Source organism: Bradyrhizobium sp. AUGA SZCCT0105 (genome assembly GCF_018129565.1).
Classification (GTDB): Bacteria; Pseudomonadota; Alphaproteobacteria; order Rhizobiales; family Xanthobacteraceae; genus Bradyrhizobium.
Map to the genome: position 1 here is coordinate 244099 of NZ_JAFCMK010000006.1, position 11746 is coordinate 255844.

The window sequence follows — 11746 nt, forward strand, 5'->3', positions numbered from 1 at the left end:
ACTTAATGTAACAGGCAGGCTGAAGCGAGGGCAGGGGCGGCATGGCGATTGCGAAAATGAGCGTGGCTGATCTGGAGGAGTTCCTGCGCAAGGAATTTCCGCAGGCATTCACCCACGACGACATCAGGATCGAAAGCGCCGACGGCGAGACGGCTTTGCTGCGCCAGCGCTACAGCGAGCGCATGCTGCGGCCGGGCGGCACGGTGTCCGGACCGACCCTGATGGGGCTGGCGGATTTCGCGATGTACGTGGTGCTATTGTCGGCGATCGGGCCGATCGGCCTTGCCGTCACCACCAACCTCAACATCAACTTCCTGCGCAAGGGCCAGCCAGGGCAGGACGTGCTTGCGGTCGCCAGGCTGCTCAAGCTCGGCAAGCGGCTTGCGGTCGGCGAGGTGAACCTGCTGTCCGGCACCTCTCCGGATCCGATCGCCCATGTCACGGCGACCTATTCCATTCCAAATCAATAGGCTTTTTCGCGGTATTATTACACCATATTTACAAGCTATTGTTTTCGTTGATTTAAATCGCGCGCGCCGACGTTGACGCGCGCCCGCGGCTTCTCTAGAAACCCCCGCAGTTCGGCGCATACGGCGCCGATTTCCTCTTCACGGATTTCACACATGAGCACGTTCTCGGCCAAGCCCGCCGAAGTGACGAAGAAGTGGGTCGTGATCGACGCCAAGGGTCTGGTCGTCGGTCGCCTCGCCACGCTCGTCGCGATGCGCCTGCGCGGCAAACACCTGCCCACCTACACCCCGCATGTCGATTGCGGCGACAACGTCATCATCGTCAACGCCGCGCATGTGGTGCTGACCGGTCGCAAGCGCGACCAGAAGGTCTACTACAAGCACACCGGCTTCATCGGTGGCATCAAGGAGCGCACTGCGAAGCAGATCCTCGAGGGTCGCTTCCCCGAGCGCGTCGTCGAGAAGGCGATCGAGCGCATGATCCCGCGCGGTCCGCTCGGCCGCATGCAGATGGGCAATCTGCGCGTCTATCCGGGTGCCGAGCATCCGCATGAGGCCCAGAGCCCCGAGAAGGTCGATATCGCCTCCCTGAATCGCAAGAACACGAGGGCCGCATAATGTCCGATACTTTGCAGTCCCTCGACCAGCTCTCGCAGGTCAAGCCGGCGGCTCCCGATGCGCCGAAGTACGTCAAGAAGGTCGACAAGTTCAACCGCGCCTACGCCACCGGCAAGCGTAAGGACGCGGTCGCCCGCGTCTGGATCAAGCCGGGCGCCGGCAAGATCTCGGTCAACACCCGCGACATCGAAATCTACTTCGCCCGCCCGGTGCTGCGCATGATGATCCAGCAGCCGCTGGTCGCTGCCGCCCGTAACGGCCAGTACGACGTGATCTGCACCGTCGCCGGCGGCGGTCTCTCCGGCCAGGCCGGTGCGGTTCGCCACGGTATCTCGAAGGCGCTGACCAACTTCGAGCCCGAGCTGCGTGGCGTCCTCAAGAAGGGCGGCTTCCTGACCCGTGACTCCCGTACGGTCGAGCGCAAGAAGTACGGCAAGGCCAAGGCCCGCAAGTCCTTCCAGTTCTCGAAGCGCTAATTCGAGTCCTCAAATTCGCGGCAATTGCCGCGTGCATCGAGTTGCAGAGGGCGCCGCGAGGCGCCCTTTTTGCTGCGCTCGACCGGGCGTGCTTCGACGCGAATTAGCGCAGTTTTTCATGAAAACTTGCGTGTGCGTGCAAACGAAATTGGAACTCGGGCCTTCTAGCTTGCGGGCTCGCACTGGCGCTGCATCACCGTATTATTTGCGCCTGCGAACGTTGCATCACCGGGCTGGGGTGACTCTATGTCGTTCGATCCATCGACGCTTTATCTGTTCGCCACCATGGTCGCGGGCATGCTCGGCGCCATGCTCTGGTTGTTCGGGAGGCAGGAGAACATTGCTGCGCTGAAATGGTGGGGCACCGCCTATCTGCTCGGCGCGGCCTCCGTCGCGCTCTGGACGGTCGGCAGCTCGACGCTCGATCCGCTCGTCTTGCTGGGTCTCAATGCGATCGGCTTCGCTGCCTGCGGCATGGTCTGGAATGCAGCGCGTATCTTCCACGGCCGCAAGGCCAACCTGCCGGGTCTCGTACTCGGCCCGATCGTGTGGATTGGTGCCGCGACGTCAATCGCGGATCCGGCGATGCGCCTGACGATCGGCGCCGGGATCGTCGCGATCTACGCCGCGCTGACCGCCTCCGAACTCTGGAGCGAGCGCCGCCGTTCGATGCAGAGGCGCTGGATTGCGATCGCGATCCCGGTCGCTCATGGCTGCGTCCTGATGCTGCCGATCCTGGTCGGCGACGTGCTGCGGCTGAACGGCCAGAACTTCGTCAGCAGCTTCTGGGTCACGCTGTTCTCGATCGAACTCGTTCTGTACGCGATCGGCACGGTGTTCGTGATCTTCATGATGGTGTCGGACCGCGCGGTCGCCGTTCACAAGACGGCCGCGTCGATCGATCCGTTGAGCGGCATGCTCAACCGCCGCGGCTTCACCGAGGCCTGCACGCGGGTGATCGAGCGGGAGGCCACGGCCGGCCGGCCGGTCACCGTGATGATCTTCGACATCGACCACTTCAAGTCGATCAACGACCGGTTCGGCCATCCCGCGGGTGACGAGATCCTGAAATTGTTCTCCGCCGTGGTCGTCAACAGTCTCAGGATCAGCGATCTGTCGGGCCGGATCGGCGGCGAGGAATTCGCGGCGCTGCTGCCGTGCTCGCTGGAGGAGGGCGTCTTGGTCGCCGAGCGCGTCCGCGAAGCGTTCGAGAACAGCAACATCAGCTGCGAGGACGGCGCGGTCGACACCACGGTCAGCATCGGCGTGGCCGGTGGACCTGCCGGGACCGAGCTCGAGGTGCTGCTGGCGTCGGCCGACACCGCGCTCTACCAGGCCAAGCGCAGCGGTCGCAACCGCGTCGAGGCAGCGGAGGAATTGCCGCTGTCGCTGGAGAACTGGCGGCGCAAGACCGCCGGCCTGCCGGCATCGGCGCGGCAAAAGCCGGCGCCTGCCCGCGCGTGAGCGCGGTAACGGCTGGTTAACCATTCGATCCCATGCTTTCGGGCATGGAGTCGATCAGCACCCGCAACCCGCATTCAGCCCTGATGTCGCTCGAAGCCGACGCGGCATCGGCGCGCAGCGGCTTCGCCTGCCTGTTCTCGGACTCCGATGAATACGAGACCGCGCTGATCGCCGAACGCCGCGCGCAGGGACGATACCAACCGGCGAGGCGCCGCTGGCCGATCATGATGCTGGTCGGCGTAATGCTGATGGTCGTCGGTACCGTCCTGCTGTTCAACTGAGCTGCGGCACGTTCGACGGAGCGGGCGTCTGCGCCGGCGCCTGATCTTCCGCCTTGAAGTGGTCGATCATCACCTTGGCGATCGCCATCAGCGGTAGCGCCAGCGCGAGCCCCCAGATACCGAACACGACGCCGAGCAGGATCTGGAACGCGAACAGCGTTGCCGGCGGGATGTCGAGCGCCTGGCGCTGGATGATCGGCGTCAGCACGTAGCTTTCCAGCGCGTGGACGCCGAGGAATAGGATGAAGGCCGACAGCGCCGCGATCCACCCGGTCGCCAGACTCGCCAGCACCACGATCAGCCCGCCCAGGATCGCGCCGACTGTCGGGATGAAGGCGAGCAGGCCGGCCTGGATGCCGAGGATGAACGAGCTCGGAATCCCGATGATGGCGAGCCCGATCCAGGTGACGAGGAACACCGCGGTCATGGTGATGATCTGCGCGATCAGCCAGCGCTCCAGCGTCTCGCCGATGCGGTCGACGATGACGGTCGCCTGCGCGCGGTATTTGGCCGGCGCGATGAACAACAATCCGGCGCGGTAGATGCTCGGCTGGGCCGCGAAGGCGAGCCCGAGGAACAGCACGATGAAGAAGTTGCCGACGACGCTGACGGTGCCGAGCAGCACCTTCAGCGTCTGACTGATGATGGCGCCGCCGCTCGAGGCCAGCGCGCCGGCGCCGGGGATGCCATGCGACTGCGACGCTGGCGGTGTCGTCGTCGTCACGGCGGAGCCTTCGCCCTTCGCCTCGCCGGCCGCATTGGTGAAGTCAAGATAGCTGGTATCGATGCCGCGCTGCTCGAGGAACTCCTTGACGTTGCCGAGCTGCGATTTGATCGTGTTGCTCAGCACCGTGGCCTGCTGCGCGATCGTGGTGCCGCCGAGGAACACGATGCCGGACAATAGCCCGGCCATCGCCAGGCAGACGATCCCAAGCCGCAACGCGTGAGGCAGCGCGGTCAGCCGGCCGAGCAGGGTGGTCATGGCATTGAGGGCGACCCCGAGCAGCATGCCCGCGAAAAGCAGGAACAGGGTCGCCGCGAACTGCCAGGCGAAGGTCAACAGGGCGGCGAACAGCACGATGCCGATGCCGCCGACGGCGATCGCCCACGCCATGTCGTTGCGGGCCTGCAGGCGATTGTCAGCCGGGTCTGTCACGGGTGATTCCCCCTTCGCGACGGTGTCCGGCAGTCTTTGGCGAAAATCCCGCCGGGATCAAGCTGGACGGACCGTGCCGGTTTGCCGCTGACGCGCCGTGGTCCGGGCGCGACCGTGGGGCGCCAGGCCGGATTTGGGGCCCCGAGGGCTGCGAATCTGTGCAGGACTGCAAGGTCCCCTGTGCAGATATAGGCAGTTGATCCGGGGGGAACTCGAAGGCATGATCGTCTCCGCAAAGTCGCAAACTTAGAATAATCATTGCGCGAGACTTCAATAATGAGACGGCCCGTGGTCGGCGTGATCGGAAACGCCCATCGCATTGAAAATCGTTTCACAGTCCAGATGGTCGGAGAGCGCAACCTTCGCGCGGTTGCCGAGGTGTCGGGTGCCGTGCCCTTGATGTTCGCGGGCAGCCCCGAAATCACCGATGTCGGTGCCTTGCTCGACGTGGTCGACGGCGTGGTGCTGACGGGGGCGCGTGCCAACGTTCATCCGACCCGCTTCAACACCGAGCCTTGCGCCGCCCACGAGCCCTACGACATCCACCGCGACGACGTCGCGCTGGCGCTGTCGGAGGCCTGCGTCGCGCGCGGCGTGCCGATCTTTGGCATCTGCCGCGGCCTGCAGGAGATGAACGTCGCCTTCGGCGGCTCGCTGCATCCGGAGATCCGCGAGATCCCGGGCCGCATGAACCACCGGATGCCGCGGCTGGAGAACGGCGAGATCCATCCCGATCCCACCGTCGTGTTCGCCGACCGTCATGACGTCGCGCTGACGCCGGGTGGCGCCTTCGCAAGGATCCTCGGCTGCGAGTCCATTCGGGTCAATTCGCTGCACGGCCAGGGCATCCTCGAGCCCGGCAGGCGCGTCGTGATCGAGGGCGTCGCCGAGGACGGCACCATCGAGGCGATCCGCATCGCCGATGCTCCGGGCTTTGCGCTCGGTGTGCAATGGCACGCCGAATACGATCCGCAACGCAACCCGATCAACCGCGCGCTGTTCGAGGCATTCGGCGACGCACTGCGCGAGCGGCGGCGGGCAGCGTAGCTAGCCCGCTCACCGCACAGTTTGGGCAGCGGTATGTCAGCCGCGAACGTGTTTCAAGCGAGCCTAGACCAGATGAAACCCGCTGCTGGTGTCGGGCACCGCCGGGTAGGGCGTGCCGGCGGGCAGGCCGAGATAGAGATATTCGAGGCCGTAAGCCGCCGCGAAGCTCGACGCTGCGGCGTCGAGGACGATGTTGCCCGCTGTGCCGAAATGCAGCTCGGGACGGGTCAAGCCGTCTGCCCAGAAGGCCGGCGCATCGTTGACGGACAGGCCGTTGAAGCTCGCATTCACATGCGAGAGATCGGCGGCGTTGCCGGCAAGGTCGGCGATCGCAGCGCCGTTCGCGTTGAGGCCTATCACTGCAAGCGTCGCGGTGGGATTGTCGGTCCCTGAGACGAGATAGTCGAAGGCGAGCTTGGTTGGATCGTGCAGCGCCGCGGTCGCTACCGCATCAAAGATCGCGTTCGCGCCGTTGTTGAGCGTGAGCGTCGGTGTGCCGCCGGACACCGTGACGGCTTCGTTGAAGGCCAGTGTCAAGGCGACGGACGCGCCAGCGGTCTCGATGCCGGTCGCCGGTGCCGCGCTGACCCCGGAGGACTCCGGCGCAGTGGTGTCGATCTGCAGGATGCCGCCCGGATTGGTCACCGCGCCGGCGAGGCTCGCATGATGGCCGTAGCTGTCTGTCAGCGACGCGCCGTGCAGCAGGAAGCCTGATACCGCGAGATCGGCCGTGTTGTCGCCGGCAGCGACCGAATAGCTGAAGGTCAGGGCATCGCTGCCGCTGCCGCCCGTAAAGGTCGCGACACCACCATCGTTGAGCAGCAAGGTCGGCGTGCCATGGGCGGTGTCCACCGTGACGGCGTCGCTCATGTTGAGGGTGAAGGTCACGGCATGCCCGGCGTTGAGGTCGCCATTGCCGCCGGAGATGCCGGCGCCGCTGGTCGCAACCGACAGCACCGACGGCAGCAGGAAGATCGCGGTGCTGCCAAAGCCGTCGCCGCCGACACCAAAGGTCTGGCCGGCGAAATTGTCGTTCGGATCGAGCTGGAAGTCGAACGTCCTGTTGTGCTCGGCGAGCTCGAGCACGTTGCCGGGCAGCAGCGTGACCGCGGCATTGCCGCCGATGTTGACGCCGTAGAAATCGATCGCGTCGCCGATGGCAAAGCCGCTGATGATGTTGGCCGGCGGCGTGTGCCCGTCGATCTCGAGCGTGCCGCCTGCGCCCTGGAACACGATCGGTGTGCCGCCGGTCACGGCGCCGCTCGCGATGTCGACCAGCCCGCCTGCGATGGTCACGCCATCGGCCGCGCCTCCGGAATCGACGGTCAGCGTGCTGCCGGCATCGACGATGATGCCGTGGATCGCGCCGCCGCTGTCGATCTCGGCATTGCCGCCATCAAGCGCAACGGCGGTTGCGTTACCCGCGACGCCGAGCGTGCCGCCCGCCTGCACGACGAGGTTGTTGGCGGTATGGCCGGCTGCGACGAAATAGATCTCGCCGTTGAATACGAAGTTGTCCGGCGCCGACGGATTCCATCCAAGCGTCTGCATCTGGATGAAATCGGTCTGGGTAAACCCGTTGATGACGCCGGAATTGCTTTCATTGTTGAAGGCGTCGTCGCCGAACGGGCCCGGACCCCCGCCGGAGCCGAAGCCGGAATCCCAGTCGCCGAGATCGCCCTTGGCGATGTGGTTGTTCCAGCTTGCAAGGCTGGTCGCGCCATTGTCGATCGAGAAATAGCCGGTGGAATGGACAGGGCCGGGCGCAAGCTCGCGGACGCCGGGCGCCGAGAAGCGGAACAGGTCGGGGACGCCCCAGCCATTGGCATAGTGCTCGCCATTGACGCCGAGCAGCGAGTCGCGGCCCAACACCTCAGTGATCTCGTGCTCGATCGAGCCGACGAGATAGTATTGATTGCTCCCCGGCGTGGCCGTCGGGTCGTAGGACCAGTTCGCAGTGGCATCAAAGCCGACCCAGCCGTCATTGGCCGGGTCCTTGGCGCCGATCAGACCGAGCGCCTTGGCTTCCGCGCGCCCGATATCGAACGTTGCACCGCCGGTCGGATCCGATGCGGGCAAGGTCGCGAAGGCCGCGAGCTGGGCGCTGGAGGTGCCGTCTGCGATCAAGGCATCCTTGATCGTTGTGTAGTCATAGGCCGGCGCCTTTGCCTCCTCGCTTTCACCAAGGAAACCGGACGCGATCGCGGAGCCGCCGACCTCGCCCCAGCCGACATGGATGCTGAGGGTGACGTCATTGGTGAAGGCGGTGTCGAACAGGTTGACGACATAGGCGACCGCGGTCTTGAAGCCTGACGGCGCGGACGCGACGCTCGGGTCGTAGATGACGTTGATCTGCACCGATGCCTCCCGGGAGACGGCGAGCGACTTTGCGGAGCGCAGGCGGCTCGTGCGCACCGGCGACCGCGCGAAGATGCCCTAAATCGGGGCCGCCGGCTTGGACTCCCCGGCGCCGGAGGCGGTTCAACCGGCATCGGCGGGCGTTCTCCGTACTTATACGGATACGAAAGTGGCGGATTGCAGAGCCGGACTCGGCTAAGCAAGAAGGCGCAAGCCACCCGATATTGTCCCGGCGCCGACGATCCTTTTCGATATTGTTTTGCTTTTCCATTTTCCGGTGCAACTGCTCACGATGAGTTGGTCGGGATGAATTTGTCGGGCCGACTGGCGGCCGGGATGATGCTTCCCGTCGTCACAATCCTGCTTGCGCTGGGCTTCATCCATGGCGTCACCTGGCAGGGCATTCTGCTCGCCGGTGGTGTGGTTTCGGTGGTGTTGATGACGGCTGAGATGATTGCGAGGTCGCAGTCCAGAACCCCCGCCCAGTTGGTGCGGGCGGCGGAGGCGCTGTCGCGCGGCGAGCCGGTCTCGATACGCCCGAGTGGCGACGATGAGGCCGCTCAGCTCGCTGCGACGCTTGCCGAACTGTCCGCGCAATTGGGCAGCAGGCAGCACCTGCTGGAGAAGACCGTCGAGAGCATCCGCGATCCGGTGGTGGTCGCCGACGAGCACGCGATGATCGTGATCGTCAACGCCGCGGCGCGGCGGCTGTACCGTGTCGAACCCGGTTTTGACACCCTGACCGGCGTTCGCACCTTCCAGAACTATTTTGCTGACGGCACGACCGTGATGCCGATCGCGGAGACGCCGATGGCGCGTGCGCTGCGCGGCGATGACGTCGACGATTGCGAGCTGATCGTCAAACCCCTGCGGCCGGAACCGGCTGTCTGTCTTGTCGCCAACGCCAGGCCGCTGCGCGACGATGCCGGCAATTTGCGCGGCGCGGTCATCGTGCTGCGCGATGTCACCGCGGAGCGTCAGGCGCATCAGGCACTGGTGGAGAGCGAGCAGATGGCGCAGGCCATCGTCAGGACCGCGCTCGACGCCTTCGTTCAGACCGACCAGGACGGCATCGTGCTCGACTGGAGCCCGCAGTCCGAGGTGCTGACCGGCTGGACGCGCTCCGAGGCGGTTGGCCGGCGCGTGGTCGAACTGGTGTTCCCGGAAGAGCTGCGGGTTGCACACCGGCAGCGCATCACCCGCTTCCTGCAGGAGACCGCGACCGGTGGCATGGGCATGCGCTATGAAACCGCATCCGTGCACCGCGACGGCCACCGGTTCTATGTCGAGGTGTCGCTCAATGCGCTGCGCCGTGGCGATGGCTGGATCATCAATTCCTTTGTCAGGGACGTCACCCAGCGCCGGCGCGCCGAAGAGCAGTTGATCCAGGCGCAGAAGACGGAATCGCTCGGGCGGTTGACCGGCGGCATCGCGCACGACTTCAACAACATGCTGACCGTGATCACCGGCACGATCGAGATCCTCGCCGACGGCGTCAGGGATAACCCGCAGCTTGCCGCGATCGCCAAGCTGATCAGCGATGCCGCCGATCGCGGCGCGCAACTCACCTCGAGCCTGCTGGCATTCGCGCGCAAGCAGCCGTTGCAGCCTGCCGAGACCGACGTCAACGACTTGATCGGCGAAGTGGTGCGGCTGCTGTCGCAGACGCTGGGGTCGCAGATCGAGATCAGGACGGAGCTCGGCCGCAACGCCTGGCTCGCTTTCGTCGACCGCAGCCAGCTCGGCGCTGCGCTGGTCAATCTCGCCATCAATGCGCGCGATGCGATGCCTGAGGGCGGCACGCTGACCTTTGCGACCCGCAACATGCAGCTCGGGATTCCCGATGCCGTGGCGCACGGCGTCGAGCGCGCCGGCGACCATCTCGTGATCGAGGTGACCGATACCGGCACCGGAATTTCGCCGTCGCATCTGGAGAAGATCTTCGATCCGTTCTTCTCCACCAAGGAGGTCGGGCAGGGCACCGGGCTCGGACTCAGCATGGTGTTCGGTTTCGTCAAGCAGAGCGGCGGCGGCATCGAGGTCAAGAGCGAGCAGGGGCGCGGCACCATCTTCAGGATCTATCTGCCCAAGGCGGACGGCATCGCGCAGCGCGCGGCCGAGGAGGACGATCTGCCGGTCAGGGGCGGCAACGAGACCATCCTGTGCGTCGAGGACGACCCGACGATCCGTGACTACGTGATGGGCCAGCTCGAAAGCCTCGGCTACAAGGTGCTGGTCGCGGCGAACGCAGATGCCGCGCTCGAGATCGTCAGCCGCGGCACCGGGTTCGATCTCCTGTTCACCGACATCGTGATGCCCGGCAGCATGAATGGCCGGCAATTGGCGGAGACGCTGATGGCCGGGCGACCGGCGCTGCGGGTGCTGTTCACCTCGGGCTACAGCGATGGCGCGCTGCCGGCGCAACAGGGCCGTGGCGGCCACGGCATTCCGCTGCTGACCAAGCCCTATCGGCGCAGCGAGCTGGCGCGGATGCTGCGGCGCTGCCTAGATCTTCAGGTCGACTTTCAGGGCGATCCGGTTCCGCAGCCTTACTCCGTGCAGCCCGATCTGGAACGCTTCCTGCGCGAGAACCCGCCCGAGAAGAATTAGTCCACCGCGCGGACCCATCGCTTTCGCAAGCCCCGACACGATGGATATCGCGGAGTTTATCGTCGGGCCGCGCGCTGCGCGGACCCGTTGGCTCATCCCATCCTGCGCGCTACGCTGCTCGACGCTGGCAAGGCGAAGGAGAGCGGTGCGGTGCAGGAAAGCGGCAAGGTTGCGATCTTCGACGGCCATAACGACGCGGCTCAGCACCTCGTTGAATACCGGGAAGGCGGGCGGGATTTTCTCGCGCGCTCCGAGGATGGTCATCTCGATCTGCCGCGTGCCCGGGAAGGCGGCATGGTTGGCGGCCTGTTCGCGATGTACGCCAAGGCAGAACATCCGCGCCAAGGCGATTTCACCCGAACCGCCGACGGGTACGAGGTGCGCCTCGCCGAGCCGCTCGATGCGGCCTACGCGCGTCGTACCATCGATGCCCAGCTGAGCGCGCTCGAGGCCATGGTGGCCCGCGCCGACGGAAAAATCCGCCGCGCGACGACCGTGGATGAGATCGAGGCGGCACGGCGGGACGCGGCATTTTCAATCGTGCTGCACCTCGAGGGCGCCGAAGCGATCGACGCCGATCTGGACGGGTTGGCGCAGCTCTACGCCCGCGGCCTGCGTTCGCTCGGCCTGGTCTGGAGCCGACCCAACATCTTCGGTCACGGCGTGCCGTTCGCCTATCCGCGCTCCCCGGATACCGGCCCCGGTCTGACTGACGCGGGGAAGGCGCTGGTGAGGGCCTGCAATGAGCTCGGAATCATGCTCGACGCGGCTCACCTCAACGAGCGCGGGTTCTGGGATCTGGCGGCGATCAGCACCGCGCCCATCGTGGCAACCCACGCCTGCGCGCATGCGGTCTGCCCTGCGACCCGCAACCTGACCGACCGGCAGCTCGATGCCGTCGGGGCATCGGGCGGCGTCGTCGGCTTCAATTTCAGTGTGTCCGAGGTGCGCCCGGACGGGCATCGTGATCCGGGAATCCCGATCGAGACGGTGGTCGACCACCTCAGCTACCTGGTCGAGCGGATCGGCGACGACCACGTCGCGCTGGGGTCCGATTTCGATGGCGCGCTCATGCCCATTCCGCTCCGGGATGCAAGCCATCTCCCGAATCTGATCCAGGCGCTGCGGACACACGGCTACGATGACGCCACGTTGCGCAAGATCGCCTTCGACAACTGGATGCGCGTGTTCCGCCAAAGCTGGCGATGAAACCGCTGCACACGGCCCATCGATCGTGATCTATTGTGGCTGCACAACAATGGCGCG

At 65.5% G+C, this 11746-nt stretch carries 10 protein-coding genes; 8 read left to right on the top strand and 2 right to left on the bottom strand.

The window, feature by feature from the left end; all coding sequences use genetic code 11:
- The first annotated feature begins 41 nt into the window (after positions 1-41).
- From JQ573_RS27215 to JQ573_RS27235, 5 genes are all read left to right on the top strand, one after another.
- Complete coding sequence (locus JQ573_RS27215) at positions 42-470, top strand: PaaI family thioesterase (RefSeq protein ID WP_092114693.1); 429 nt, start codon at positions 42-44, stop codon at positions 468-470.
- 153 nt (positions 471-623) lie between these two features.
- Complete coding sequence (rplM, locus tag JQ573_RS27220) at positions 624-1088, top strand: 50S ribosomal protein L13 (RefSeq protein WP_050405657.1); 465 nt, start codon at positions 624-626, stop codon at positions 1086-1088.
- A complete protein-coding gene (gene rpsI / locus JQ573_RS27225; RefSeq protein ID WP_092114692.1) occupies positions 1088-1564 on the top strand; it encodes a 30S ribosomal protein S9 in 477 nt (158 codons plus the stop codon). Before rplM ends, rpsI begins: the two co-directional genes overlap by 1 nt.
- Before the next feature lie 246 nt (positions 1565-1810).
- Positions 1811-3028, top strand: a complete 1218-nt coding sequence (locus tag JQ573_RS27230) for a GGDEF domain-containing protein (protein WP_212314926.1) — start codon at positions 1811-1813, stop codon at positions 3026-3028.
- Between the two features lie 44 nt (positions 3029-3072).
- Positions 3073-3309, top strand: coding sequence for a hypothetical protein (locus tag JQ573_RS27235; RefSeq protein WP_212314924.1), 237 nt, complete (start codon positions 3073-3075; stop codon positions 3307-3309).
- Here JQ573_RS27235 and JQ573_RS27240 read toward each other — a convergent pair.
- The gene (locus JQ573_RS27240; RefSeq protein ID WP_212314923.1) at positions 3302-4465 is read right to left on the bottom strand and encodes an AI-2E family transporter; all 1164 of its coding nucleotides are present in this window, start codon (positions 4463-4465) and stop codon (positions 3302-3304) included. The two genes, JQ573_RS27235 and JQ573_RS27240, sit on opposite strands and share 8 nt — an antisense overlap.
- A gap of 276 nt (positions 4466-4741) precedes the next feature.
- Here JQ573_RS27240 and JQ573_RS27245 point away from each other — a divergent pair, with 276 nt between their 5' ends.
- On the top strand, positions 4742-5512 hold the full coding sequence (locus JQ573_RS27245; protein ID WP_212314922.1) for a gamma-glutamyl-gamma-aminobutyrate hydrolase family protein: 771 nt from the start codon (positions 4742-4744) through the stop codon (positions 5510-5512).
- Positions 5513-5575: 63 nt separating this feature from the next.
- Here the strand turns inward: JQ573_RS27245 and JQ573_RS27250 are convergent, their stop codons facing one another.
- Positions 5576-7870: an NF038122 family metalloprotease gene (locus JQ573_RS27250; protein WP_212314921.1), complete on the bottom strand. Its 2295-nt coding sequence runs from the start codon at positions 7868-7870 to the stop codon at positions 5576-5578.
- A gap of 336 nt (positions 7871-8206) precedes the next feature.
- Here JQ573_RS27250 and JQ573_RS27255 point away from each other — a divergent pair, with 336 nt between their 5' ends.
- Both JQ573_RS27255 and JQ573_RS27260 read left to right on the top strand, forming a co-directional pair.
- Positions 8207-10480 (top strand): PAS domain-containing sensor histidine kinase, encoded by a 2274-nt coding sequence (locus tag JQ573_RS27255; protein WP_212314919.1) that lies wholly within the window; start codon positions 8207-8209, stop codon positions 10478-10480.
- A 150-nt stretch (positions 10481-10630) separates the two neighbouring features.
- Positions 10631-11689 carry a dipeptidase gene (locus tag JQ573_RS27260; RefSeq protein ID WP_212315473.1) on the top strand — a complete coding sequence of 353 codons (1059 nt, stop codon included), beginning with the start codon at positions 10631-10633 and terminating at the stop codon, positions 11687-11689.
- Positions 11690-11746: the final 57 nt, after the last annotated feature.